General features: G+C 71.4%; 25 protein-coding genes. 4 read left to right on the top strand and 21 right to left on the bottom strand.

The genetic code is table 11. From position 1 onward, the window contains the following. Nucleotide 1: 1 nt before the first annotated feature. The 16 genes from QFZ58_RS19705 to QFZ58_RS19630 form a co-directional block, all read right to left on the bottom strand. Nucleotides 2–667, bottom strand: coding sequence for a response regulator transcription factor (locus tag QFZ58_RS19705; RefSeq protein WP_307126215.1), 666 nt, complete (start codon nt 665–667; stop codon nt 2–4). Further along, nucleotides 664–1,977 carry a sensor histidine kinase gene (locus QFZ58_RS19700; RefSeq protein WP_307126214.1) on the bottom strand — a complete coding sequence of 438 codons (1,314 nt, stop codon included), beginning with the start codon at nt 1,975–1,977 and terminating at the stop codon, nt 664–666. Before QFZ58_RS19700 ends, QFZ58_RS19705 begins: the two co-directional genes overlap by 4 nt. Before the next feature lie 74 nt (nt 1,978–2,051). Next, entirely contained in the window at nt 2,052–2,921 is an 870-nt protein-coding gene (locus QFZ58_RS19695) for a S9 family peptidase (RefSeq protein ID WP_307126213.1), read from the bottom strand. 113 nt (nt 2,922–3,034) lie between these two features. Beyond that, the gene (kynU, locus tag QFZ58_RS19690) at nt 3,035–4,231 is read right to left on the bottom strand and encodes a kynureninase (protein ID WP_307126212.1); all 1,197 of its coding nucleotides are present in this window, start codon (nt 4,229–4,231) and stop codon (nt 3,035–3,037) included. Further along, nucleotides 4,224–5,072 (bottom strand): tryptophan 2,3-dioxygenase family protein, encoded by an 849-nt coding sequence (locus QFZ58_RS19685; RefSeq protein ID WP_307126211.1) that lies wholly within the window; start codon nt 5,070–5,072, stop codon nt 4,224–4,226. Before QFZ58_RS19685 ends, kynU begins: the two co-directional genes overlap by 8 nt. 153 nt (nt 5,073–5,225) lie before the next feature. Further along, nucleotides 5,226–5,639, bottom strand: a complete 414-nt coding sequence (locus QFZ58_RS19680) for a DUF3151 domain-containing protein (protein WP_307126210.1) — start codon at nt 5,637–5,639, stop codon at nt 5,226–5,228. 3 nt (nt 5,640–5,642) lie between these two features. Beyond that, nucleotides 5,643–7,136: an MFS transporter gene (locus QFZ58_RS19675; protein WP_307126209.1), complete on the bottom strand. Its 1,494-nt coding sequence runs from the start codon at nt 7,134–7,136 to the stop codon at nt 5,643–5,645. A 58-nt stretch (nt 7,137–7,194) separates the two neighbouring features. After that, complete coding sequence (locus QFZ58_RS19670; RefSeq protein ID WP_307126208.1) at nt 7,195–7,824, bottom strand: hypothetical protein; 630 nt, start codon at nt 7,822–7,824, stop codon at nt 7,195–7,197. A 16-nt stretch (nt 7,825–7,840) separates the two neighbouring features. Next, a complete protein-coding gene (locus QFZ58_RS19665) occupies nt 7,841–9,025 on the bottom strand; it encodes a MalY/PatB family protein (RefSeq protein WP_307126207.1) in 1,185 nt (394 codons plus the stop codon). A gap of 128 nt (nt 9,026–9,153) precedes the next feature. Next, nucleotides 9,154–10,185: a class II fructose-bisphosphate aldolase gene (fbaA, locus tag QFZ58_RS19660; protein ID WP_307126206.1), complete on the bottom strand. Its 1,032-nt coding sequence runs from the start codon at nt 10,183–10,185 to the stop codon at nt 9,154–9,156. Nucleotides 10,186–10,351: 166 nt separating this feature from the next. Further along, nucleotides 10,352–10,891, bottom strand: a complete 540-nt coding sequence (pyrE, locus tag QFZ58_RS19655; RefSeq protein ID WP_307126205.1) for an orotate phosphoribosyltransferase — start codon at nt 10,889–10,891, stop codon at nt 10,352–10,354. Nucleotides 10,892–10,936: 45 nt separating this feature from the next. Then, nucleotides 10,937–11,731 (bottom strand): aldose 1-epimerase, encoded by a 795-nt coding sequence (locus QFZ58_RS19650; RefSeq protein WP_307126204.1) that lies wholly within the window; start codon nt 11,729–11,731, stop codon nt 10,937–10,939. A 126-nt stretch (nt 11,732–11,857) separates the two neighbouring features. Continuing rightward, nucleotides 11,858–12,916, bottom strand: coding sequence for an SRPBCC domain-containing protein (locus QFZ58_RS19645; RefSeq protein ID WP_307126203.1), 1,059 nt, complete (start codon nt 12,914–12,916; stop codon nt 11,858–11,860). Nucleotides 12,917–12,998: 82 nt separating this feature from the next. Then, nucleotides 12,999–14,597, bottom strand: coding sequence for a polyamine aminopropyltransferase (locus QFZ58_RS19640; RefSeq protein WP_307126202.1), 1,599 nt, complete (start codon nt 14,595–14,597; stop codon nt 12,999–13,001). A gap of 103 nt (nt 14,598–14,700) precedes the next feature. Beyond that, nucleotides 14,701–15,222 carry a DUF2617 family protein gene (locus QFZ58_RS19635; protein ID WP_307126201.1) on the bottom strand — a complete coding sequence of 174 codons (522 nt, stop codon included), beginning with the start codon at nt 15,220–15,222 and terminating at the stop codon, nt 14,701–14,703. Between the two features lie 318 nt (nt 15,223–15,540). Continuing rightward, entirely contained in the window at nt 15,541–15,828 is a 288-nt protein-coding gene (locus QFZ58_RS19630) for a hypothetical protein (RefSeq protein ID WP_307126200.1), read from the bottom strand. A gap of 117 nt (nt 15,829–15,945) precedes the next feature. Between QFZ58_RS19630 and QFZ58_RS19625 the strand changes: the two genes are divergently transcribed. Next, nucleotides 15,946–17,145, top strand: a complete 1,200-nt coding sequence (locus QFZ58_RS19625) for a pyridoxal phosphate-dependent aminotransferase (RefSeq protein WP_307126199.1) — start codon at nt 15,946–15,948, stop codon at nt 17,143–17,145. A gap of 88 nt (nt 17,146–17,233) precedes the next feature. On the opposite strand, the gene QFZ58_RS19620 is transcribed toward QFZ58_RS19625, so the two are convergent. The 3 genes from QFZ58_RS19620 to clpB form a co-directional block, all read right to left on the bottom strand. Further along, entirely contained in the window at nt 17,234–17,788 is a 555-nt protein-coding gene (locus tag QFZ58_RS19620) for a YbjN domain-containing protein (protein WP_307126198.1), read from the bottom strand. A 71-nt stretch (nt 17,789–17,859) separates the two neighbouring features. Continuing rightward, nucleotides 17,860–19,128, bottom strand: coding sequence for an MFS transporter (locus tag QFZ58_RS19615; protein ID WP_373428570.1), 1,269 nt, complete (start codon nt 19,126–19,128; stop codon nt 17,860–17,862). A 372-nt stretch (nt 19,129–19,500) separates the two neighbouring features. Beyond that, entirely contained in the window at nt 19,501–22,101 is a 2,601-nt protein-coding gene (gene clpB, locus QFZ58_RS19610; RefSeq protein WP_307126196.1) for an ATP-dependent chaperone ClpB, read from the bottom strand. A 143-nt stretch (nt 22,102–22,244) separates the two neighbouring features. Here clpB and QFZ58_RS19605 point away from each other — a divergent pair, with 143 nt between their 5' ends. Further along, nucleotides 22,245–22,646, top strand: coding sequence for a pyridoxamine 5'-phosphate oxidase family protein (locus QFZ58_RS19605; protein ID WP_307126195.1), 402 nt, complete (start codon nt 22,245–22,247; stop codon nt 22,644–22,646). Between the two features lie 155 nt (nt 22,647–22,801). Here QFZ58_RS19605 and QFZ58_RS19600 read toward each other — a convergent pair whose 3' ends face one another. Both QFZ58_RS19600 and QFZ58_RS19595 read right to left on the bottom strand, forming a co-directional pair. Continuing rightward, entirely contained in the window at nt 22,802–23,122 is a 321-nt protein-coding gene (locus QFZ58_RS19600; protein ID WP_069171793.1) for a (2Fe-2S)-binding protein, read from the bottom strand. Next, entirely contained in the window at nt 23,119–23,370 is a 252-nt protein-coding gene (locus QFZ58_RS19595; protein ID WP_307126194.1) for a 5'-nucleotidase, read from the bottom strand. The genes QFZ58_RS19600 and QFZ58_RS19595 overlap by 4 nt, the downstream gene beginning before the upstream one ends. 129 nt (nt 23,371–23,499) lie before the next feature. Here QFZ58_RS19595 and QFZ58_RS19590 point away from each other — a divergent pair, with 129 nt between their 5' ends. Together QFZ58_RS19590 and QFZ58_RS19585 are read left to right on the top strand one after the other, a co-directional pair. Then, nucleotides 23,500–24,483 carry a helix-turn-helix transcriptional regulator gene (locus QFZ58_RS19590; protein ID WP_307126193.1) on the top strand — a complete coding sequence of 328 codons (984 nt, stop codon included), beginning with the start codon at nt 23,500–23,502 and terminating at the stop codon, nt 24,481–24,483. 171 nt (nt 24,484–24,654) lie between these two features. Beyond that, nucleotides 24,655–25,683 (top strand): LuxR C-terminal-related transcriptional regulator, encoded by a 1,029-nt coding sequence (locus QFZ58_RS19585; protein ID WP_307126192.1) that lies wholly within the window; start codon nt 24,655–24,657, stop codon nt 25,681–25,683. Nucleotides 25,684–25,703 lie beyond the last annotated feature (20 nt).

Below are 25,703 nucleotides of genomic sequence, written 5' to 3'. Positions count from 1 at the left end.
GCTATCCGGGGGTGACCAGCCTCGCCTCGTACGCGAACACGGCCGCCTGGGTGCGGTCGCGCAGGCCCAGCTTCACCAGGACGCGGCTGACGTGCGTCTTGATCGTCGACTCGGCGACCACGAGGTGCGAGGCGATCTCCAGGTTCGACAGCCCTTGGGCGATCAGCACGAGCACCTCGGTCTCCCGCTCGGTGAGGTCGCCGATCCGGGCCATGGCCGGCGGCCGGGGCGCCTCGGCGAGCTTGGAGAACTCGGTGATCAGGCGCCGGGTCACGGTCGGCGCGAGCAGCGCCTCGCCGGACGCCACGACCCGTACGCCGTCGGCGAGCTGGCGCGCGGAGGCGTCCTTCAGCAGGAAACCGGAGGCCCCGGCGCGCAGCGCCTGGTACACGTACTCGTCGAGGTCGAAGGTGGTCAGCACGAGCACCTTGGCGTCCGCGTCGGCGGCGACGATCTGCCGGGTCGCCTCGATGCCGTTGAGCTCGGGCATCCGGATGTCCATCAGCACCACGTCGGGGCGCAGGGCGGCGACCTGCGAGACGGCCTGGCGACCGTCGACGGCCTCGCCGACGACCTCGATGCCGGGCATCGCGTTGAGCAGGACGGAGAAGCCCTCTCGGACCATCATCTGGTCGTCGACGATCAGGACGCGGATCGTGTCGTTCACGCCGTTCCGCCCGTCGTGGTGGTGGCCTCGGTTGCCGGCACGGGGAGGAACACGGTGACCTCGTAGCCGCCGTCCTCCGTCACCTCGGCCGTCATCTCCCCGTTCAGCATCGCCACCCGCTCCCGCATCCCCGTGATCCCGTGCCCGGCGCCCGGTGAGGGCTTGACCAGTCCCCTGGCGGGACCGTTGACGACGCGCAGGCCCAGCCCGCCGAGCACGTAGCCGATCTCCACCTTGGCGGTGGCGCCCGGCGCGTGCCTGAGCGTGTTGCTCAGTGCTTCCTGGACGATCCGGTACGCCGACAGCTCGACGCCCTGCGGAAGCGCGCGTACCGCGCCGGTGACCGTCTTCTCCGTCTCCAGGCCCGTCTCCCGGACGTTGTCCAGCAGCCGGTCGACCTCGGCGAGGGTGGGCTGCGGGGCGTCCGGCGCCTCGTAGTCCTCCGCCCGTACGACTCCGAGGACGCGGCGCAGCTCGGTGAGCGCGGCGACGGCGTTCTCCCGGATGGTGACGAAGGCCTGCTCCAGCTCGGGCGGCGGGTTCTCCACCCGGTACGGGGCGGCCTCGGCCTGGATCGCGACGACCGACATGTGGTGGGCGACGACGTCGTGCAGCTCACGGGCGATGGTGGTGCGCTCCTCCAGGAGTGTGCGCCGGTCGCGTTCGACGGCGGTGACGGTGCGCTGCACCGTCACCTCGCGACGGGCCTCGTGGCGGACCTGCACCATGGTGACGACGAGCAGGGCGAACGCCGAGGTGACGGCCATGGGCGCGGTGTTGGAGAAGCCCGGGCCGAATTCCCCCAGGAAGCTCCCGACGAGCAGGGTGATCACCCACATCCAGGCGGCGGTACGCGGCCGGGTCCTCGCCGCGGCGACGACCAGCACACCCAGGTGGCAGGCGAAGGCGCTCGGCTGCCAGGGCCAGTCGCCGCTGCCGGCCACGGCCACCACAGGGGTCGAGACGATCGACACCCAGAACGCGAGGACGGGGCGGACCAGCGTCATCAGCAACGTGGCTGCCGGCAGGAACGCGCTGATGACCGTCGCGATCCCGAACGGCGAGTAGGTGTTCGCCGTGAAGACGCCCCCCAGCAGCGCGATCAGCGCGACCGCGGCCACCACCGCGTGCGGGAACCAGACGGCCCGCGTGCGGATCGTCTTCGGCAGCCTGCGGATCACCGGACCGTCCGTGCCCAGCGGGCCCATCGGACGGTAGTCGAACACATGGTGGAAGAGGTCCTGCCGCAGGTCACCTATCGCCCCTGCGGCCAGCCGGTACTCCGGGCTTCTGGTCTTCGTCTCGGTCACGCCTACACGGTAGGTGCCGCCCGGCGCCCGGGTCGTCAGCAGTGATGCGGATCCTGCGCCGTCCGTCGCAAGTACTACCAGGCCAGCTGGGCGATCTCCTCGGCCACCACCGCACACGCGTCCGCCGAGGGATCGATCAGCGGGAAGTGGCCGACGCCGTCCAGCAGCGTCAGCCCGACCATCTCGCCGGCCTTCGCCGCGGCGTCCACGAACGCCTCCGTGACCGCCTGCGGCACGGTGAGGTCGCAGGCTCCCTGCACGACGGCCGTCGCGATCCCGGTCGGCAGCAGGAGCGCCGGATCGGCGTGTGCACCACGCTCGGCGAACTCCGCCCCCTCGCCCAGCAGTTGGTGCACCGCCCCGGAGCAGACGTCCAGCTCGACGGCGCTCGCGAAGTCCCCGATCGGCGCCAGGGCGACGACCGCGCGCAGCGGCGGCGGCGCGGGCAGCCGCCACGGCGACCCCACCGGGAGCACATGCCGGGCGGCGGCCCACAGGGCGAGCTGGCCGCCCGCCGAGTGCCCGGTGACCACGGTCCTGCGTATGTCGGCCTGCGGCAGCTCCCGGGCCGTCAGCACCGGCAGGGCGTCCATCGCCGCGGCCACGTCGTCGAACGTCTCCGGCCAGCGCCCGGCGACGGGTCCCTCCTGCTCCGGGCCCCCGCCGCCGCGCCGGTACTCGACGCTCGCCACCGCGAACCCGCGCCGGGCCAGGAAGTCCGCGAACGGCGACACGTGCTGCCGGTCGTACGGGGCCCGCCAGGCTCCGCCGTGCAGGACGACGACGAGCGGAGCGCCGTCCCTGCCGTCGCGCGGCGCGAAGAAGTCGATCACCTGGTCGGGGTGGCTGCCGTAGGCCGCGGACCGGTCGGGGGCGACCGCCGGATGCGCGAACGCCGACTCGGTCTCGGCTGCGTCATGATCACGCGCGGCAGAATCCGACATGCTGCTCCAACCGTCCTACGCACAAGCCCAACTGGACTGACCTGCGGGGACGGTATCAGTACGACGCGCAGCGGCCGGACGGGCCCGGAGAGTGGGCCCGTCCGGCACGGGCACTACGCCGTCAGTACCTCCGAGAGGATCCGCGCAGCCCGCTCCGCGTCCGCGAACCCGACGTACAGCGGGGTGAATCCGAACCGGAGGACGTCCGGACGGCGCAGGTCGCCGATCACGCCGCGCTCGACGAGCGCGCGCATCACCGGTTCCGCCTCGGCGGGGTCCTCGCAGCGCAGCGACACCTGGCTGCCCCGCTCCGCGTGGGCGGCCGGGGTGACCGAGGTGACCCGGCCCTCGGGGACGTACGCGTCGACGCACTCCAGGAAGAAGTCGGTCAGGGCGAGGGACTTGGCCCGTACGGCCTCGACACCGACGCCCTCCCACACGTCCAGCGCCGCTTCCAGGGCCAGCATGGAAAGGATGTCCGGGGTGCCGACCCGGCCCCGCACGGAACCGTCCGCGGGGGTGTATCCGTGAGTCATCCCGAACGGGTCGGCATGCGAGGTCCACCCGGGCAGGGGGGAGTCGAAAGCCGCCTGGTGGCGCTCGGCGACGTACAGGTAGGCGGGTGAACCGGGCCCGCCGTTGAGGTACTTGTACGTGCATCCGACGGCCAGGTCCACGCCGTGCTCGTCGAGGCCGACCGGCAGGGCGCCCGCGCTGTGGCACAGGTCCCAGACCACGAGGGCGCCCGCCGCGTGCACGGCGGCGGTGAGCCCCGGCAGGTCGTGGAGCCTGCCCGTGCGGTAGTCGACGTGGTTGAGCAGGACGGCCGCCGTACGAGGGCCGAGGGCGGCCGGCACCTCGGACGGGGCGACCGGGACGAGCCGGTGCCCCGTCATCCGGGCCGCCGACCCGGCGATGTACCCGTCCGTGGGGAACGTCGTCGCGTCGACGAGGATCTCGTCGCGTCCGCCACCGGCGAGGCGGCTCGCGGCGACCACGGCCTTGAAGACGTTCACGCTCGTGGAGTCGCCCACCACGATCCGGCCGGCGGCCGCCCCGACCAGCGGGGCGATGCGGTCGCCGATCCGCTCGGGCGCGGTCCACCAGCCGCTCTCGTCCCAGGAGCGGATGCGCAGCGCGCCCCACTCGCGGGTGATGACGTCCTGAAGGCGCGCAGGAACGTGGCGGGGCAGCGCGCCCAGCGAGTTCCCGTCGAGGTAGACCGTGTCGTCGAGGGCGAACAGGTCGCGGTGCGCGGCCAGCTCGTCGGCGATGTCGAGCGCCTGTGCGCGCTCCTGCAGGTCAGACATGGCTGCGCGCCGTCCAGAGCTCGGGGAAGACGCTCTTGGTGGCCCGCTTCTCCAGCCAGGCGACCCCGGCCGAGCCCCCGGTGCCGGTCTTCGAGCCCATAGCCCGCCGGGTGGCGGTCAGGTGGTCGTTGCGCCAGCGCCAGACCAGCTCGCCGACGTCGGTCAGCACCTCACCGAGCCGCACGAGTTCGTCGTTCTGGTCCGGGTTGGCGTAGATCTCCGCCCAGACGGCCTCGACCGCGGGGGACGGCTCGTACTTCCGCGACAGGTCCCGGGTGAGCACCGACTGCGGGACGGCGTAGCCGCGCCGGGCCAGCAGGGCCAGCGTCTCGTCGTACAGGCCGGGTTCCTGGAGCGCCTTCTCCAGCTCGGCGTGGACGCGGGGCGCGCCCCGGTGGGGCACGAGCATGGACGCCGACTTGTCGCCCAGCAGGAATTCCATCCGCCGGTACATCGCCGACTGGAATCCGGAGCCCTCGCCGAGCGAGCCCCGGTAGGAGTTGAACTGCGCGGGGGTGAGGCCGGCCAGCGGCTTCCAGGAGGCGTTCAGCGCCTCCAGCTCCCGCAGCGAGCGCTTCAGCGCGTCGCGGGCCACCGGTATGCGGTCCTCGCGCAGGGCGTGCGCCGCCGTCTCCCACTCATGGACGATGACCGTGAACCACAGCTCCATGACCTGGGTGGTGACCAGGAAGACCATCTCTCCGGGGTCGTCGGAGCGCAGGTGCTGCAGGTGGGTCAGGACGTCCGCCTGGACGTAGTCCTCGTACGGAGTCGTTCCCGCGAAGTCCAGGTGCGGGGTGTCCGCACCGGTGGCTTCGGGGTCGGGGTGGGCTGTCGACATTTCTGTCTCCTCGACACGAGCTTCCGGGTAGCGGTCCGCCCCTTCCTGAGAGGTAGTGGAGCTCCGGTCCCCTGTCGGCATCCTAGACCGGTCCCGTCCGGCATGCGTCGGGCCCCGCGGGCGACGGCCCGCGAGGCCCGGAGAGCGGGAGGATCAGCTCAGGATGTCGGCGGCGGTCTGCGAGGAGTCACGCAGGAAGGACGAGCACCGTTCGTACTCCTCCTGCTCACCGATCGCCTGGGCGGCGCGCGCCAGGGCGTGCAGCGCCCGCAGGAAGCCCCGGTTCGGCTCGTGCTCGAACGGAACGGGGCCGTGGCCCTTCCAGCCCGCCCGGCGCAGGGAGTCCAGGCCGCGGTGGTAGCCGGTGCGGGCGTACGCGTAGGACTCGACGACCCGGCCGCCCTCGTACGCCTCGTCGGCGAGCTGCGCCCAGGCCAGCGAGGACGTGGGGTACTTCGCCGCGACATCGGCGGGCGCCGTGCCGGCCGCGAGCAGTTCGCGCGGCTCCGGGTCGTCGGGCAGGTGGGTCGGGGCAGGGCCCCCGAGCAGGTTCTCGTGGATGGACATGGGTCAAGTGTGCCTGTGTCCGGGGTTGGGCTCCAAGGGCGGGGCGGTGACCCCGCAGTGCGTCGCGCACGCGGGCCGGGCATCCCGCGCGGGCCGCGGCCCGGCCCGCAGGGTCCACCAGGCGATCACCGCACCCGCCACCAGCAGTCCGGCACACATCGGCATCGCCCGCCGGAACGTCGAGGCGAACTCCCCGGCGTCCTTGTACGCCTCCGGGCCCATCCCGGCCAGCAGCGGCAGCGCGGCCACCGCGAGCAGGCCGGCCGCCCGCGCGGCGGCGTTGTTGATCCCGCTGGCGAGCCCGGCCCGCCCGGTGTCCACGGCGGCCAGCACCGTCGCGGTGAGCGGCGCGACCAGGGTGACCATGCCGAGCCCCAGCACGACGACGGCCGGCAGGACGTCCCGCACGTACGAGGCGCCCGGGCCGACCCGCAGCATCAGCAGCATCCCGGCCGCTGCCAGCAGCGGACCGGCGGTGAGCGGGATCCTCGGCCCGATGCGCCGGCCGAGGTCACCGGCGGACGCGGAGAAGAGCAGCATCAGCACGGTCGTCGGCAGCAGCGCGGTGCCCGCGCCGAGCGCCGAGTACCCGGCGACGACCTGGAGCTGGATCGCGGACAGGAAGAAGAACCCTCCGAGTGCGGCGTACACACAGAACGTGACGATGTTGACGGCGGTGAACTGCCGGGAGGCGAAGATCGACGGTGGCACCATCGGGTCCGCCCGCCGCCTCTCCAGCCGGACGAAGACCGCGCCGAGCAGCACGCCGCCGAGTGCCGCACCGACGACCAGGGGCGACGCGCCCTTCTCCGGCACCTCGATCAGCGCGTACGTGACCAGGGCGAGCGAGAGCGCGGCCAGCGCGGCCCCGAGCACGTCGAAGCGGCCGTGGGCGCCGGGCTCCCGGGACTCCGGCACATGGCGCAGGGCGACGGGCACGCAGACGGCGGCCAGCGGCAGGTTCAGCAGGAACACCCACCGCCAGCCGGGCCCGTCCACCAGCCAGCCCCCGACGAACGGGCCGACCGCGGCCCCGACCCCGCCGAGCCCGGACCAGAGCCCCACGGCCCGGGCCCGGTCGTCGGGATGGAAACTCGCCTGGATGATGGCCAGCGAACCGGGCGTGAGCAGCGCACCCCCCACCCCTTGCAGCGCCCGGGCTGCGACCAGCACCCCCGCGTCGGGCGCGATCCCGCACAGCAACGAGGCCCCGGCGAACCAGACGACCCCGACGACGAACACCCTGCGCCTGCCGAACCGGTCCCCGAGCGCGCCCCCGAGCAGGATCAGCCCGGCCAGCGTGAGCATGTAGGCGTTGACGGTCCACTGGAGTGCCGCGAGGTCGGTGCCGAGGTCCTCGCCGATGCGGGGCAGGGCGACATTGATGACCGTGGAGTCGAGCAGGGCCATGCTCGACCCGAGGACGGTGGTCAGCACCACCCAGCGCCCGGGCGCCGAGGCCACGCGGATGTCACCGTCGGAGGTCGTCTCGCCCATGTGCCCAGCATCGCGGTGGCCGCGCGCCGCGGCCACCCGGTCCGGGAACGGATTCCCGTCAGTAGACCCGCGGGCCGGCCTCGGTGACCCGCACCTTCTCGTTGAAGCCGATCGGCTTCTTGCCCTTGAAGACCACCTCGCAGGCGTACGCGGTGTCCGTGTCCAAGGGCACCAGTACGGCCTCGGGGATGTCGTTGCAGAGCGCGTAGTCGATGCTGTCGCGGTAGTTGCCGTACAGCAGCCGGGCGACACCGTCGCGGGTGAGGACGCCCTTGCCGGGTGCCGCCTCGAACTCCACGACGTTGTCGGACCAGCCCGACTTCTCCCCGATGCTCACGTTCCACACCACGTCGAGCCCTTCATACGTGGCCGTGCAGGTCACCTGGGTGCCGCTTTTCGAACCCACGTCCTTCGGGCACTCGGCGGTGACCTTGCCCGGTGCCCGGGCCATGTCGAGCGTCTTGCGGCGCAGCTCGTACGCGAGGTTCTCGGCGAACGTGGCGTCGTCGGCCGGGGAGGGCCGCAGCTCCTCCTCGGGCATGTCGGCCGGTGGGGCCAGCTTCTGAGGCAGGATCTCACCAATCGCCTCCTCCTCGGCGCCGGCACCGGCGCCGTCGGGGCCCGGCCCCCCGCACCCGGAGGCCGACAGGCTCACCGCACCGGCCAGGACCACCGCAGCGATCTTCATCCACATGGCGGTCACCCTACCGAGGGGTCCTCGGGCGCACCGCTCGCACCGTCCGCACCGCTCGCACCAGCGCGGCCACTCCCGCCTCCGCCTTGCTGCGGGGGCAGCCCACGTTCAGACGGAGGAAGCCCGGGGCTCCGTACACCGCCCCCGGCATGATCGCGACCTTCTCCCGCTCGATCAGCGCTTCCTGCAGCGCCTCGTCGTCCACATCCAGGGGACGGACGTCGATCCAGGCCAGATAACCGGCCTGCGGCGGCTCCCAGCCAAGTTCCGGGAACGCCCCGTTCAGGCGCTTCGCGACCAGGGCGAGGTTTCCGGCGGCGTACTCCCGCACCGCGTCGAGCCAGGGAGCTCCCTCGCGGTATGCGGCGATGTGGGCGGTCAGGGAGAGCACCGCCGGGGAGGCCAGGCCCTCCGCCGTTTCTATGCGGCGGAGGAACTCCGTGTGATCGGCCGGGTCACCGATCAGTCCGTAGGACCCGGTCAGCGCCGGAAAGTTGAAGGACTTGGACGCCGACGTGACGACCGCCCAGCGGCCGTCGCCCGCGACCCGGGGCCAGGGGATGTGCGTGTGCCCTTCATGGACGAAGTCGGCGTGGATCTCGTCGCTGATCACCGCGACCCCGTGGCGCGTGGCGAGCGCGGCCGTCTCGCGGAGCTCCGTCTCCGTCCACACCCGGCCCGTCGGGTTGTGCGGCGAGCACAGCACGAGCACCTTCGCGCCGGGGCGGGCGAGCTCCCGGTCCAGCGCCTCGGTGTCCCCCAGCGGCACACCGCGCAGCTCCCGTCCGAGCCCGGTGACCACCTTGCGGAAGCCGTCGTACGTGGGGGTGTGGACGACCACGGCGTCGCCCTCGTCCGTCCACATCTGGAGCAGCTGCGACACCTGGCTGAGGACGGAGGGGCCGTAGACCAGCCGCCCGGTGTCGATCCCGGTGCCGTACCGGGTCGCGTACCAGTGCGCCACGGCGGAACGGAAGTCGTCCTGTTGCCAGGTGGTGTAACCCAGGACCCCGTGGCCGAGGCGGTCGCGCAGCGCGCTCAGCACCTCGGGCGCGGTCTCGAAGTCCATGTCGGAGATCGTGAACGGCAGCAGCCCGTCCACGCCGAACCGGTCGGCGACCCCGTCCCACTGGACGCACCAGGTACCCCGGCGGTCGACGACGGTGTCGAAGTCGTAGCGCGCGGCCTTGCCCACAGGTGGCCCTTCCTCACCGGTACGGCCGTGGGCCCGGCCTCCCGGGACGAAAAGGGAGACCGGGCCCACGCGTACGTCCGTGACGTACGTCCGTGCGATCGAGCGCCGTGGCTGCTCTAGCGCCGTGGCTACTTGAGCTTCGTGCCCGAGGAGCGCAGGTTGGCGCAGGCCTCCGTGACGCGCTTGGCCATGCCCCCCTCGGCGGACTTGCCCCAGCTGCGCGGGTCGTAGACCTTCTTGTTGCCGACCTCGCCGTCGACCTTCAGCACACCGTCGTAGTTCCGGAACACGTGGTCCACGATCGGCCGCGTGAATGCGTACTGCGTGTCGGTGTCGAGGTTCATCTTCACGACGCCGTTCTCCAGCGCGGTGGCGATCTCCTCGGCCGTGGAGCCCGAGCCGCCATGGAAGACGAAGTCGAAGGGCTGGCTGCCCGCCGCCTTGCCGTACTTGGCTCCGACGCCCTCCTGCAGGTCCTTGAGGAGCTCGGGACGCAGGACGACGTTGCCCGGCTTGTAGACGCCGTGGACGTTCCCGAAGGACGCGGCCAGCAGGTAGCGGCCCTTCTCGCCCAGACCGAGCGCCTCGGCGGTGCGCAGGGCATCGTCGACGGTCGTGTACAGCTCGTCGTTGATCTCGTGCGTGACGCCGTCCTCCTCGCCACCGGTCGGGGTGATCTCGACCTCGAGGATGATCTTCGCGGCGGCGGCCTTGGCGAGCAGCTCCTGGCCGATGGCCAGGTTGTCGGCAAGGGTCTCGGCCGAACCGTCCCACATGTGGGACTGGAAGAGCGGGTTGAGACCCTTGGCGACACGCTCGGCGGAGACGTCGAGCAGCGGACGTACGTAACCGTCCAGCTTGTCCTTGGGGCAGTGGTCGGTGTGCAGCGCGACCGTGATGTCGTACTTGGCGGCGACGATGTGCGCGAACTCGGCGAGGGCCACAGCGCCCGTCACCATGTCCTTGTTGTACTGGCCGCCCAGGAATTCGGCCCCACCGGTGGAGATCTGGACGATGCCGTCGCTCTCCGCCTCCGCGAAGCCGCGCAGCGCAGCGTGCAGGGTCTGGGTCGACGTCACATTGATGGCCGGGTAGGCGAACTTGCCTGCCTTCGCCCGGTCGAGCATCTCGGCGTAGACCTCGGGGGTTGCGATGGGCATCTGTCCGCTCCTTGGGATGTGCGGGTGTGCAGTGCTTGGTCCCTGACCTGGGGGCGACGTCATCGTCGCCCCCATCTTCCCAGACTCCCGCCCCGGCTCCACCCCGCCCGTCGCGCAGCGGGCCAGGTTTCACGTGAAACCTGGCCCGCTGCCGAGAAACGCCAGGTCAGGACAGGTCGAGGTCTGCCACGGAGTAGACGTTCACGTACGGCAGGCCGGCCTCGGCGATCGCCGGAGCGGCGCCCCGCTCGACGATCACGGCAACGGCCACGACCTCGCCTCCGGCATTGCGCACCGCCTCCACCGCCGTCAGCGGCGAACCACCGGTCGTCGAGGTGTCCTCGACCACCAGGCAGCGGCGGCCCTTGACGTCGGTGCCCTCGATGCGGCGCTGCATCCCGTGCGCCTTCTGTGCCTTACGGACGACGAAGGCGTCCAGGCTCTTCCCCCGTGCCGCGGAAGCGTGCAGCATCGAGGTGGCGACCGGGTCGGCGCCCAGGGTCAGACCACCGACGCAGTCGAAGTCCAGGGCGGCGGTGGCATCGAGCATCACCTGGCCGACCAGCGGCGCGGCCGTGCCGTCCAGCGTGATCCGGCGCAGGTCGATGTACCAGTCGGCTTCCAGACCCGAGGAGAGGGTCACCTTGCCGTGCACCACGGCCTTGTCCTTGATCTGCTGGAGCAGCTCAGCGCGTACGTCAGTCATGCCCATGAGGGTAACGGCCGGGGCCGTGGGCGCCGCGCGGCCGGCTCAGAGCCGCACCCAGCTCCATGTCGTCCCGATCTCCAGGGGATCGATCGGCGTGACCAGCCGGGGGGCCGTGTTCAGCCCGTCGGGAGGTCCGGACTGCGGCTCCACGCATACCGCCTCGGCCTGCTCGTCGTAGATCACCACCCACTCGTCCCGGCTCCTGACCGTCAGCTCCAGCTGCTCGGGCCAGGTGAGCTTCACATCGACGCCCTCGGGCATCCCGAAGCAGTCGTCCCACGGGCCGGGAAGGGGGTCGATACGCCGGCCGGTCGGGAGGTGGTCGTCGCCCCGCTCCTCCTGCCAGGCGGCGTCGAAGTCGACCCGCACGTCCTGGCCCCCGAGGTTCCGGAGGAACCAGGGATGCCAGCCGGCCTGCGCCGGAAAGGAGTCCCCATAGGTCTCGACGCCGAGACGGAGCGTCAGTGAATCCTCCGTCAGCTCGAAGGACTGCGTCACGCGCCCCTCGTACGGCCAGGGGTCGGTCAGGTCGTAGAAGAAGGCCGCCTCCGCGTCGTCCTGCCGGGCGGGCTGCCACGCGGTGTCGCGGCCTGTGCCGTGGATGGCGTGCGGCGGCGAGTTCAGCGGCAGCTGGTGCAGCTCTCCGCCGTTGCGGAACTGGCCGTTCCCGGTGCGGCCGCACCACGGCACCATCGGGAAGCAGCCGTACCGCTCACCCTGACGCAGCAGTTCGGCGCCTCGGATGCGCAGGCTGCTGATCCGGCAGCCATGAACGGGGTCAACGGTCAACTCGACGTCGCCGGCGGTCAGCCGGACGCTCTTCTCAGCTCTGCTCACCCCACGACACTACTGGCGTGGACGGGGGGCGGCCCGCCGTCCTCGCGGATCGGCGCGCGCTGCCGCGCCGTCACGCCGCGGGGGCACGGGGCGGGCAGGAAACGCCCGGGTGCACCGGACCCCGCCTCACCGTCGGCGTCGCAGGGCCCGGCCGACCACGACGGCCGAGGCGATGGCCAGGGCGGCCGCCGGGGCGGCCCAGCGCAGCGCGATGCCCGCAGTGCTCGTGTCGGGTGAGGGCACGGGCGCGTACCGGCCGCGCGGCGGCGCGTGGTCGACCTCCTCCGTGCTACGGCCGATCATCGTGCGGCGGGCGTGCGCGGCCTCGGCCGGCGGTTCGTCCGGCACGGTGAACTCCAGCTCTGCCGACGGGTCGAGCGACGGCGGCGGCACGGGCGCGTCGAACACCGACTCCTTGCCCGGCTCCTCCTCGGGGGGCGGTTCCTGGGACGCACGCCTCTCCGAGGACCGTTCCCCGGACGGCGGCGACTGCGACGACGGTGGCCCGGCGGACGACGGCGCGTCGGCGGTGGACGATGCGGCGGACGGGGCGTCAGCGGCGTCAGCGGCGGGAGCTCCGGCGGACGTCGCATCGTCACCCGGCGCATCCACGGACGTCGCATCGTCACCGGGCGCATCGACGGAGGCGGGACCGGTGGTCGACGCGTCCCCCGTCGGCCGGTCCGCGGCGTCGGATGCCGCACGCCCCCCGGGCGCCGCGTCCGCCGCCGCCTCGTCCCCGTCCCGGGAGGCCAGGGACTCCGTCACCAGCTGCTGCGTCAGGCGGTCCAGCAGCCGGTGCGCCGCTGCGAGGGCCGCGTCCTCCCCCTGGTCCACGATGCGGCCTTCACCGCTCACCGTCCCGGCGAACCCGATCGTCGTGCCGCCGTCCGACTCGGTGAGGCCGATCGTCAGGGCCAGCTTCGCCGAGCCCGTGCCCCTGGCCTCCACGCCCTCCCCCGTCACGGAGAAGCCGCTGCCCCCGTCGGCGGGCCGCAGGACCAGCGCCCCGCGGTACGTGATCGTGTGGCCGCCGATCCGGAGCTTCAGCCGGCCCGCCAGCGGGCCCGCGGCCGCGTCGGCGTCCTGCTGGAATCCCGGGACACAGCGCGCCACCCGCGCAGGATCACCCAGCGTCCGTCGAAGGGACGCGACCGGAACCGGAACGAACACCTCATGCTCCATATCGTCCGAGCCTACCCAGCCCCGGCCGTCCCGTCAGCGCTTCCCCACCTCCGGCTCCTCACGGATCACCCCCGCCCCCTGGTCACCGCGGCTCCCGGTACCGCGGGTGCACCAGCGTCGACGGGAGCACCTCACGCCGCCGCAGGCGCTCTGCGGACCGCCCGGCCACCGCCAGCTCCCGATCTCCCAGCGACCGCAGCGCGGGCGCCCCCGGGTCGGTGCCGAGCCGCCCCACCCCGTGGGCGGCGGCCAGCACGAACCCCCAGTCGTGCGGCACGCCCGACGTCCCCGGCGACCGGTCGGGTCCCGCCGCGAAACCGGTGAGCCGTCCCTCGATGCGGTACGGGCGTGTCACCATGCCGCCCGCGCGCATCGACGCCTCCACCGTCCAGAACGTCGTCGGTCCGCTGTCCGGCGTCCCCGCGTGCACCGCCAGCCGCCCGCCCGGAGTCAGGGACCGGGCGACCAGGCCGTAGAACTCGGCGGAGTAGAGCTTCGTACTGGCCGTGATGCCCGGATCGGGCAGGTCCGAGATCACCACGTCGTACCGGTCGCGCGTGTCCCGGAGCCAGGTGAACGCGTCCCCGGTGGCGGTCGTCAGCCGCGGGTCATCGAGGGCGTGCCCGTTCAGCCCGGAGAGGGCCGGGTCCGTGCGGGCCAGCCGGGCGACCTCCGGATCGAGTTCGACCACGACGACGGACTCGACGTCCGGATAGCGCAGCACCTCGCGTGCGGCCAGCCCGTCGCCCCCGCCCAGGACCAGCACCCGCCGGTGGGTCCCTTTCATCGCCGGGTGCACCAGCGCCTCGTGGTAGCGGTGCTCGTCGCGGGAGCTGACCCGCAGCCGGCCGTCCACGTACAGGCCGAGCGGGCCCCGTACGGCCCCGGTGAGGACGACCTCCTGCACCTCGGTCCGCAGGGCCACCCGCACATCGGCGCCGTACACAGCGCGCCGCGCCGCCCTCTCGAAGTCGTCGACCAGCACGGACGCCGTGGCCAGCAGGGCGATCACCGTGACGTTGACGACGATTAGCAGCCGGCGCGACCCGGTGCCCAGGTCCCGCCGGAACACCCACAGCACCAGCGCACCGCCCGCCGCCGCGTTGACCGCGCCGGTGAACAGCGCACCGGAGAGCTGGCCCATCATCGGAAGCAGGAGGAACGGAAAGGCGAGCCCGCCGACCAGCGCGCCGACGTAGTCGGCGGCGAAGAGGTCCGCGACGGCCCCGCCCGCGTCCTGCCGGTCGACCCGCTGGATCAGCGTCATCAGCAGGGGGATCTCCGCACCGATCAGGACGCCGATGGCCAGCGAGAAGCCGACCAGCGCGCAGCGCGACTCCCCGAGCCACGCGAACGACGCGTACAGGACGAGCGCCGAGGCTCCGCCCACCAGTGCGAGGGCGGCCTCGATCAGCCCGAACCCCACGGCGGCGCGGCTGCGTAAACGTTTCGCGAGGAGCGAGCCGATACCCATCGCGAACACCATCACGGAGAGCACCACGGAGGCCTGCGTGACCGAGTCGCCGATGAGGTAGGAGGCCAGCGCGACGAGCTCCAGCTCGTACACCAGCCCGCACGCGGCGCAGATGAAGACCGCGGCCAGCACGAGGAGGCGGCCGGTCCTGGGCCGCACCGGAAGCCGCGTCGTGCTCCCCCGCAGCGACACCTGGTGGTCGATCATGAAACAGACGCTACGTGACGGGAACGTCGCGGATTGTCACCCACACGGGTGCAAGTGCGGCTCCCCCCGCACCCCCCGCCCCGCACCGGCGCTCCCCCGCCGCTCAGGGCACCCGCGCCGCCGTCCGCACACCCACCCGGGTCCGGGTGACCACCAGCTGCCCCTCCTGCGGGTACGCGTGCCAGGTGCGCCACCGCACCTGACCCTCCGTGCACTGCGCCAGCATCGCCGTGAAGGCGTACGGGCTGCCGGGGAACGTCCCCGCGAGGCCGTGCGGGTGGTCGGCCACCAGCGCGAGCAGCTCCTGCGCGCGCCCCGCGAACGAGCCCTCGGAGAGCGTCTCGACGCGCGCCGCGAATTGGTACTCCCAGTCGCCCAGCCGCTTGGCGACTCCGAGCGGCAAGGGCGTGCTGCTGCCCGGCATGCAGGCGACGGTCTCGGAGCACGTACCGCGCTCCTCCTCCAGCAGCACCTGGTGGGAGGCGCCGAGCAGCCTGAGCTGCAGCTCGGAGCCGCCGAGCCGGAGGTCGAGCACGGCGAGGGCGGGCAGCGGCTCGCACCCCAGCGTCCAGGCCAGATCGGCGGCACGGGTGTCGGAATAGGCGGTCTGGAGGGTCGTGAGCATGGGTCGGCTCCGCAAACACACATGGACACGTGGACAGGAGGCGTCCCCGGTGCGGCGCACATGGGGGAGGGGAACGCCCGATCCGGCCCAACTGGGGTCCGAGGGCTGAATGTTCTCTACAGCGAGGGAATCATGAAGTACCCGCACTCGCAGCGGTTTTACCCAACTTGACGGGGTTTCCATCCCTCAGGGGGCAGTACGGTTCAGGTGTTCCCTGTGCGGTCCAACAAAGAAGTGCCCGGCGGGAGTTCGACCCACCGGGCACCTCACGGACCCAACATCCCCGCTGCGCGGGCGGGCAGGGACGGGAGGGACGGTTCAGTCACCCCCGCCGCCGCCACCGCCACAGCCGCCCCCACCGCCGCACGAGTGACCGCCACCCCCGCACGAGTGGCCTCCGGAATGACCGGCCCCGCTGTCACCGCTGTCCCCGCTCCACCAGCTGCCCCCGTCGGCACCCCCGGAACCGCCCCCGCCCGACCCCCGCCGGCCATGGCGCCCGCCCCGGGCCGCCAGCGGATCCCCGCTGCCGCCCGAGCCCGCTATGAGCGCGATCAGTCCCACCACCACGATCACCAGCACAGCCACCACGATGAACAAGGTCATCGACCTCACATCCTTCTCTCCCCCGAAGCGAGGTCCCCGCTTCTTCGCTGACCGGGGGATTCCCATGGCCCGCCGGAGCCAAAGCCGACTTGAGCAACTCCAGAGCTTCGGCACAGGATGGCGCTCATGACACAGCCACCGCAGGGACGACCGCTGCTCAACCGCCGCCTCGCCGCGTTCGGTACGACGATCTTCGCGGAGATGTCGGCGCTGGCCGCACGGACCGGCTCGATCAACCTCGGCCAGGGCTTCCCGGACACCGACGGCCCCGACGAGGTCCGCGAGGCCGCGGTCCGTGCCCTGCGCGCCGGGCAGGGGAACCAGTACCCACCGGGCCCCGGCGTGCCCGAGCTGCGCACCGCGGTCACGGAGCACCAGCAGCGGTGGTACGGCCTGACGTACGACCCCGACACGGAGGTCCTGGTCACCACGGGCGCCACGGAAGCCGTGGCCGCCGCCCTGCTGGCCCTCCTCGAGCCGGGTGACGAGGTCATCGCCCTGGAGCCCTACTACGACTCGTACGCCGCCTGCATCGCCATGGCGGGCGGGACCAGGGTCCCCGTCACGCTGCGCCCGCACGACGGCGCCTACGGGCTCGACCTCGACGAGCTCCGCGCCGCCGTCACGCCCCGCACCCGGCTGATCCTGCTCAACACGCCGCACAACCCCACCGGCACCGTCCTGACCCGTGCCGAACTGGCCGCCGTCGCCGAACTCGCCTGCGAGCGCGACCTCCTCGTCATCACCGACGAGGTGTACGAGCACGTGGTCTTCGAGGGCGAGCACATCCCGCTCGCCTCCTTCCCCGGCATGCGGGAGCGCACGGTCACCGTCAGCAGTGCCGGCAAGACGTTCTCGTTCACCGGCTGGAAGGTCGGCTGGATCACCGCGAGCCGCGAACTGGTCACCGCGGTCCGCTCCGTCAAACAGTTCCTGACGTACGTCTCCGGCGGCCCCCTCCAGTACGCCGTCGCCGAGGCGCTCCGGCTGCCCACCGCGTACTTCACCGAGCTGGGCGCGGACCTGCGCGCCAAGCGGGACCTGCTGAGCACCGGCCTCGCCGAGGCCGGTTTCGGGGTCTACAGGCCCGCAGGCACCTACTTCGTCACCACCGACATCCGCCCGCTCGGCGGGGAGCGGGACGGCTTCGCGTTCTGCCGTGAGCTACCCGAGCGGTGCGGTGTCGTGGCCATCCCGAACGCCGTCTTCTACGACCACCGGGAACAGGGCGCGCCGTTCGTCCGGTTCGCGTTCTGCAAGAGCACGGCTGTACTCGCCGAGGCGGTCACCCGTCTGAAGGGCCTCACATCACACTGACCCCGCCCCCGCGTGCGAAGGGCCCGGCCCCGGGCAGAGGTCGCGATGACCACCGCCCGGTGCCGGGCCCTTCGAAAGCCGTGCCGGATCAGCCCTCCGCGGACTGCCCGGTGCCTTCGCCCTCGGCCTGCTTCCCGCCGGGCTCCAGGCCCAGACGCTCCACGAGCCACTTGTCGAACTCGATGGAGGCCCGGACCCAGCTGACCGTCGAGGAGACGAAGTGCTCCAGGCTGACGCCGGTGCCGATGAGCATCTGCGCCTCACCGATCAGCCGGACGGAGGCGGCCGCGCCCTCCTCGCCCTCGTGGGAGTGCGTGTAGACCTTGGGCCACAGGGTGCGGCGGTTCCAGTCGTCGATCGCGTCGAGGAGCACGGGACGCTGGTCAAGGGCGTGGGGGCGGTCGTAGAACGTGCGCACCGAGAAGACCTGCTGCTCCTCCTCGCCGCGGAACATGAAGTACGTGCGGAACTCTTCCCACGGCGCGGCGAGGTCACCCTCGTCGTCGACGACGTACTTCAGCTCCATCTGCTCGAGAAGCTGCTTGACGAGGTCCTGGTCAGGGACCACGGGGCCCTCGGGTCCTGCCGCCTGCGGCTCGGGCTGGCCCCCGAAGTTGGGGATCGAGGACGGATCGATAGACATCGCTGGGTACTCCTGTGGATCGCTCGTGGTTTCCTGCCATCGACCCTAGCCGCGATCGGCGGCCCGTAGTCCTATGCCCTGAGGGGAATCGTCCCCGCGCCCGTCCCCCGGGCCCGCGACCAGGCCACGGCCACCAGGATCGCGCAGAGCGTACCGAGGATGCCCGCTCCCCCGATCGTGTCCGCCGACGAACCGGAGAGCTCCGCCGCCAGGCCGCCCGCCGCTACGCCGATGCCCTGCATGGCCGTGAGCCCCGACCTGACCAGCCCCAGCGCCTGGCCGCGCTGGTCGACCGGGGTGAGCAGGACGAACGTGGCCCCCGCGGTGATCTGGTAGGCGGAGCAGACGCCCGATGCCAGCAGCAGGACGACGGCCGTCCCGAGACCGGGGCCGAACCAGTAGACGAGCAGCGGCAGGTTCGCCCCGACCGCCAACGGCCCGAGCAGGCGACGGCGCCCCTCGTCCCCGACGCTCGCCCGCCCCAGCAGCGTGGCGCCCAGCACCATGCCGGCCGGGTGCGCGGCGAGCAGGAGCCCCACCGCAGCCGCGCCGGCGCCGGCCTCGGCCGCGAAGGGGGCCGCCAGCCCCTCCGGCAGCACGATGAAGCCGGCCAGCCATCCGAGGCCGACGAGCGAGCGCAGGCGGGGGTCGGACCAGATCAGCGCGGCCGCGCTGCCCACCTGCGTGTGCAGCCGCTTCGGCCGTGCGCCGGCGCCCTCAGCCACCGGCCGCGCCTTCACGCCGGACCTGATCAGGGTCGCGGAGAGCAGGAACGTCACCGCGTTCAGCCCCAGGGAGAGGTGGCTGCCCAGCCACACGACCAGCACTCCGCCACCGGCGAAGCCGACCAGTTGCCCGGCCTGATGGGTGATCAGCATGATCCGCTGGCCGCGCTCGTACCGGTCCGTCCCCAGTACGGTCGGCAGGAGGGCGCCCTGCGCGGCGCCGAACGGCGCCTCGGCGAGTTGCGCCAGCACCAGCAGCCCGGCCAGCAGCGGCAGCGGGGTACCGGGCAGGGCCATCAGCCCGACGAGGGCGGCGCGCACCAGATCGCACGAGACCATGACCGTCCGCCGGGGGAACCGGTCCGCCAGACCGGACAGCAGCACCCCGGACAGCAGGGCGGGCAGGGTCGTCAGGGCGTAGGTCGCCGCGGTCCAGCCCGCCGACTCGGTGCGTTCGAAGACCAGCAGTGACAGCGCCACGCGCGCGAGCTGGTCACCCAGGACCGACTGAGCATAAGCCGCCCACAGAGTACGGAATTCGCTGAGGCGAATAAGACTGTCGCTTCTGCAATCCGTCGATTCCGGGCTTATCTCATCAGGTATCCGATCCGTCATGCGCGTACCTTACCGGCCGGCGAATTCGTCGTAGGCCTTCCGAGCACCTGGTAAAAGGGTCCGGAGTGTGGCGATATTGCGCAGACCCGGCCGCCGGTCCGTCGGCGGATCCCCCTTCCGTTCGAGGGTGGCAATATGTATCGGTCGGGCACAAAGGCGACCGGCGAGGAGAGGTGCCTGAGTCATTCGGCCACGGAATGCAAATATTCGGCTCAATTTGGCGGCCGGGCCGGCCGGTGCCTTCGCAAGACGTTCCGCGACGGTTCGGCGGGGGGACGGGTGCCGCATGCACTCATCAGTGCCCGACGGGTCGGTACACGCACGTGTTCCCGGCCGGGGGCAGGGCCGTCCCGGCCGGGAACATCCGCGGGGCTACAGAGTCTTCGCCGCCGTCGCCGGCCCCACGACGAGCCCGGCACCGGCCCGGTCCACCCGGACCGTGTCGCCGTCCTTGACCTCGCCCGCGAGGATCTCCTTCGCGAGCCGGTCACCGATCGCGGTCTGGATCAGCCGCCGCAGCGGCCGGGCACCGTAGGCCGGGTCGTTGCCCTCCTCGGCGAGCCAGGCCAGGGCCTCGGGAGTGACGTCCAGGGTGATCCTGCGGTCGGCCAGGCGGCCGGCGAGGCGGCCGACCTGGAGGCCCGCGATGTGGGACAGCTCGTCACCGGACAGGGCGGAGAAGACGACCAGGTCGTCGAGCCGGTTGAGGAACTCCGGCTTGAACGAGGCCCGCACGACCTCCAGGACCTGCTCCTTCTTCACCTCGGGCTCGGTCAGCGGGTCGACCAGGTACTGGCTGCCCAGGTTCGACGTCAGGACCAGGATGGTGTTGCGGAAGTCCACCGTCCGGCCCTGACCGTCGGTGAGCCGGCCGTCGTCCAGGACCTGGAGCAGGACGTCGAAGACCTCGGGGTGCGCCTTCTCCACCTCGTCCAGCAGGACGACGCTGTACGGACGGCGGCGTACCGCCTCGGTGAGCTGGCCGCCCTCCTCGTACCCGACGTAGCCGGGCGGGGCACCGACGAGACGGGCGACGCTGTGCTTCTCGCCGTACTCGCTCATGTCGATGCGGATCATGGCCCGTTCGTCGTCGAACAGGAAGTCCGCCAGCGCCTTGGCCAGCTCGGTCTTGCCGACACCGGTCGGCCCGAGGAAGAGGAAGGAGCCGGTGGGCCGGTCCGGGTCGGCGATACCCGCCCGGGTGCGGCGCACCGCGTCCGAGACGGACCGCACGGCCTCGGTCTGGCCGATCAGCCGCCTGCCCAGCTCGGACTCCATGCGCAGGAGCTTCTGGGTCTCGCCCTCCAGGAGCCGCCCGGCGGGGATGCCGGTCCAGGCGCCGACGACGTCGGCGATGTCGTCCGGGCCGACCTCCTCCTTGACCATCGTGTCCTGGGCGGCCTCCTGCTCGGCCTCGTCCGCCTCGGCCAGCTCGCGCTCCAGGCCCGGGATCTCCCCGTACAGGAGCTTGGACGCGGTGTCGAAGTCGCCGTCGCGCTGGGCGCGTTCGGCCTGTCCGCGCAGGTCGTCGAGGCGTTCCTTGAGCTCACCGACGCGGTTGAGGCCCTCCTTCTCCTTCTCCCAGCGGGCGGTGAGACCGCGCAGCTCCTCCTCCTTGTCGGCGAGGTCGCGGCGGATCTTCTCCAGGCGCTGCCTGGAGCCTTCGTCGCTCTCGTTCCTGAGCGCCAGCTCCTCCATGTGCAGCCGGTCCACGGCACGCTGGAGCTCGTCGATCTCCAGGGGCGATGAGTCGATCTCCATACGGAGCCGGGAGGCGGCCTCGTCGACCAGGTCGATGGCCTTGTCGGGGAGGAAGCGGGAGGTGATGTAGCGGTCGGAGAGGGTCGCGGCGGCCACCAGCGAGGAGTCCGCGATCTGCACCTTGTGGTGGGCCTCGTAGCGGCCCTTGAGCCCGCGCAGGATCGCGATGGTGTCCTCGACGGACGGCTCGGCGACCAGGACCTGCTGGAAGCGTCGCTCCAGGGCGGGATCCTTCTCGATGCGCTCGCGGTACTCGTCCAGCGTGGTGGCGCCGACCATGCGGAGCTCACCGCGGGCGAGCATCGGCTTGAGCATGTTGCCGGCGTCCATCGCGGAGTCGCCGCCGGCGCCCGCGCCGACGACGGTGTGCAGCTCGTCGATGAAGGTGATGACCTGCCCGTCGCTCTCCTTGATCTCGGAGAGGACGGTCTTGAGGCGTTCCTCGAACTCACCGCGGTACTTGGCGCCCGCGACCATCGCACCGAGGTCCAGGGAGACGAGCCGCTTGTTCCGCAGGGACTCCGGGACGTCACCCTTGACGATGCGCTGGGCGAGCCCCTCGACGACGGCCGTCTTGCCGACGCCGGGCTCACCGATGAGCACGGGATTGTTCTTCGTACGGCGCGAAAGCACCTGCACGACGCGGCGGATCTCCTGGTCACGGCCGATGACCGGGTCCAGCTTGCCTTCGCGCGCGGCGGCCGTGAAGTCCGTACCGAACTTCTCCAGCGCCTTGTACTGACCCTCGGGGTCGGGAGTGGTCACCCGGCGCCCTCCCCTGCTCTTCTCGAAGGCGTCCAGCAGCTTCTTCGCACTGGCTCCCTGTCCGTCGAGGATCTCACCGGCGCGGCCCCCCTTCGCCGCTACGGCGATCAGCAGGTGTTCGGTGGAGAGGTAGTCGTCGCCGAGCTCCTTCGCCCGCCGGTCGGCGTCGGCGATGACGGCGAGCAGCTCGCGGTTGGGCTGCGGGGGCGCCACGGTCGAACCGGTGACGCTGGGCAGAGCACCCAGGAGCCTTTCGGTCTCCGTGCGCACGGCCACCTGGTCGGCGTCGACGGCGGCCAGCAGGTCGGTGATGTTGGCGTTGTCCTCACCCGCGAGCAGTGCAAGCAGCAGGTGCCCGGGGGTCAGGTCGGGGTGCCCGTCCTTGACGGCCCTGCTGGTGGCCGCGTTGAGGGCGTCCCGGCTCTTGTTGGTCAGCTCGGCGTCCACGGGCGCTGTCTCCTCCTCGTACTGGTGTCTCCGGCCTGGGAGCTATGACTCTCACAACGAGTACAAAGTTGAGTCTATTCCACTCAAGCCTGGACCGGCACCTCCCCCGCGTACTCCGCGAGCCGTCTCTCTAGGCTGGCCCCATGCCTGATGTACGCAACCCCGGACCCGAGTACCTCGCCTTCTGGCGGGAGCGCCACGTGTGCACGCTGACGACGCTGCGCCCGGACGGCACGCCGCACGTGGTGCCGGTCGGCGTGACGTACGACCCGGAGAGCCGGACGGCGCGCGTCATCACCAACAGGAACAGCCGGAAGGTCGCCCACGTCCTGGCGGCCGGCCCGGAGGGGGCACGGGTCGCGGTCTGCCAGATGCAGGGACGCCGCTGGGCGACCCTCGAGGGCCGCGCGGCGATCCGCACGGAGCCCGGTGAGGTCGAGGACGCGGTACGCCGCTACGCGGAGCGGTACGAGCGCACACCGTCGCCCAACCCGGACCGGGTCGTCATCGAGATCGCCGTGGACAGGGCGCTCGGAAAGGGCTGAGCCTTTTCCATTCCTTTTCCCTCCCCCCGCTTGCCCGGCCTTTTCCGTTGCCCATTTCCATTCCGGGCAGCACAACGGCGCCACCGTGTTCAGGTCACGATGGCGCCGTTGTGTGGGGGAAGCGCCTGAACGATATGGAACGACGGGGGAATCGTTCAGGCACTGCGGGGGGTGGCGGAAATGGCTTCTTGTTCGAACAGCTCATGGTCGCGCTGATCGAGATTGACGAAGATCATGCCGTACCTCACGGCACAGCGAACCGGTTGCGGCGCCCCGCGGGGACGGCGGAGGCAGCGATAGGCGCGAATGTCCTCATCCGTTTCCATCACGACGACGATGGGCTCCCCGAACAGGGTGACCATCAACGAATCGCCCTGGCGGGTCAGTGCCGTGAGCAGATCGATGAAGTGCCACCCTGAGCGATACGCCGTGGCCATCTCCCGCCGGAACGTACGGTCGTCCGGTGGGGTGGTCATGCCGCGGTACCGGTCGGGGCGGCCCATCCGATGTCGGTCGGAGAAGACCAGCCGATGTCACCCTGGCCGCTCGCGGGAGCGACCCAGCCGATGTCGGCCGGCGCGCCTGCCTGCACATTCCAGCCGATGTCACCCGGCGCAGCAGCCGCCTCGCTGCCCCAGCCGATGTCGCCTGCGCTCGACAGCCCGAAACCCATGGCCGCGACGAACGTGGCGGCAAGCGCCGAGCGAAGCATTCGCTTGTACATAGTCGGCTTCGTCCTCACTTGTGGATTCTTCTCCCCCGCACTGAAAGACGATGTCTCACCTGGGCACTCGAACACCACTGCGTCGATGCATCATGTTCCTGCAAGTTCAGGAACCTGGGGGGTGGAGATATGTGCGCAAGCACCACAAAACCGACACATCCTCATGGGATTGCGGAACTATGTGAGGATGGAGCTCGCCTTTACGCCATCGCGCTGCGCAGCGGTCGCATCGCCCGTGCCGAAGTCGAACCGGCTCCCTGCCTGATCGAGTTCGCGCTGCTGCACCCCGATCCCGATGCCTCTGACTGGCTCCGCCCCGTCGCACCGTCCGCGGCGCTTGCGCAGCACATGCATCCCATAGAACGCGAGATCCAGGAACGCCGGCGGCACTCCCTGGCGCTGGCCGAATGCTTCGAGCCATTCATGGACATCAGCGCGCAGGGCCCGTCGACCACACATGCCATCACCGTGCTGGAGGGCGTCAACCGGATCAACGCGTCCCTCGACCTCGCCACCGCGGAGTGCCGGTCCGAAGTCCTCACCATCCAGCCAGGAGGCGGGAGGCCCGAGGACAGTCTCAGCAAGTCCTTGGAACGGGGCCTGTCGGTCGTCCACCGCGGCGTCAAGATCCGCACCCTGTACCAGCACACCGCACGCCACAGCCAGAGCACGCTGGCCTACGCCGAACGCATGGCCGGTGACCATGTGGAGATCCGGACACTCGAAGAGCTCATCGAACGCCTGATCATCTTCGACCGCACCGTTGCCTTCATTCCTGCCCAGGACGACCGCATGGTCGCCCTGGAACTACGCCATCCCGGCCTGGTCGAATACCTCGCCAAGGTCTTCGAGCAGCTCTGGACCAGGGCCGCCCCTCTGCTCGAAGAGATCAAGTACGAGCCGACTCCCGAAGGAATCAGCGGTGTTCAGCGCTCCATCGCCCAACTCCTCGTCGAAGGGCACGTGGACGACTCCATCGCCCGCCGTCTCGGTATGAACGTCCGCACCTGCCGAGCCCATGTGGCCAAACTTTCGGCCACTCTGGGCAGCACCAGCCGCGCCCAGCTCGGCTACCTGATCGCACGTTCGGGAATCCTCGGCCAGGAGTCCTGAACCTGCGGGGCCCGAGGCGTCCCTGCCCCGGAGCCGCACGGCGTGTACGCGTGACACGGGGGAGTGTGCGGCCACGTCCGGAGCCCGGGGGAGTTCCCCTCCACACTCTCCCGGCGGCCGGTCCACCGCCACCGTCATCTTTATGCACTGCACGAAGTGAGGGGTCATCAAATGGATGCCGATGAGGCAAAGCGGGCGCATCCGCACGGAACCCGAGAACTCTGCGCCCCGGCCGTCAGCCTGTACAAGCAGGCGTTGCGCGCCGGACGCATCGCGCGCAGCGACCTCGCGGCCGCCCCGTGCCTGCTCGAGCTGGCCCTCGTCCACCCCGACCCGGACGACAGCGCGTGGCTACGCCCCGTGCCGGCCTCCGCCGCCCTGGCCTACCTGTTGCAGCCCATCGCCCGGGAGATCGACGAGCGGATACAGCTCACCACCGCTCTCGCCGGGACGCTGGCGCCTCTGGCGACGATCACCAACGACGACCCCAATCTCGCCATCACCGTGCTCGAGGGGAGGCCGCTGATCATCTCGGCGCTCGAGGAAGCCTCCGCACGCGCCACCGAAGAGGTTCTGACCGCGCAACCGGGCGGCAACCGCCTCGAGCACCACATCCGGCAGGCCATAGGCAACGGCCGCGCCGCGATCGCCGGAGGCGCCCGCCTCAGGCACCTCTACCAGCATCCCGCGCGCTACAGCCCGCGGCTCAGGGAGTACCTGTCCCAGATGCCGGGCGACCGCCTCGAGGTGCGCACCATCGAGCAGAGGGTCGACCGCCTCATCATCTTCGACCGCACCGTGGCCTACGCCCAGGTGGCACCCCACGAGGACGTGGCCCTGGAGATCCGGCATCCGGCCCTGGTCCGCTACCTCACCCGGGTCTACGAGGTCCTGTGGGCACAGGCCACCCCGTACACCCGGCAGCTTCCGTCCGCCGCCCCCGGTACCCGTGTCACCGCCGTCCAGCAGAGCATCGCCCGGCTCCTCGTCGAGGGCCTCGTCGACGACGAGGTGGCCCGTGAGCTGGGCATCAGCGTCCGCACGTGCCGCTCCCACATCTCCAAGCTCATGCAGAGGGTCGACGCACACAGCCGTACCCAGTTGGGCGCGCGCCTCGTGCGGTCCGGCATCGCGGAGCCGGACGGCACTCCGCCCGGCGTGACGGAACCGCCGCCGGACATCCCGCCGGGCGGAGAGTGACGCATGGGCGCGTCCCTCCC

Source organism: Streptomyces sp. B1I3 (assembly GCF_030816615.1).
Taxonomy (GTDB): domain Bacteria; phylum Actinomycetota; class Actinomycetes; order Streptomycetales; family Streptomycetaceae; genus Streptomyces.
Note: the sequence above shows the minus strand (reverse complement) of the source record. Positions and strands in the feature narration are given on the sequence as shown.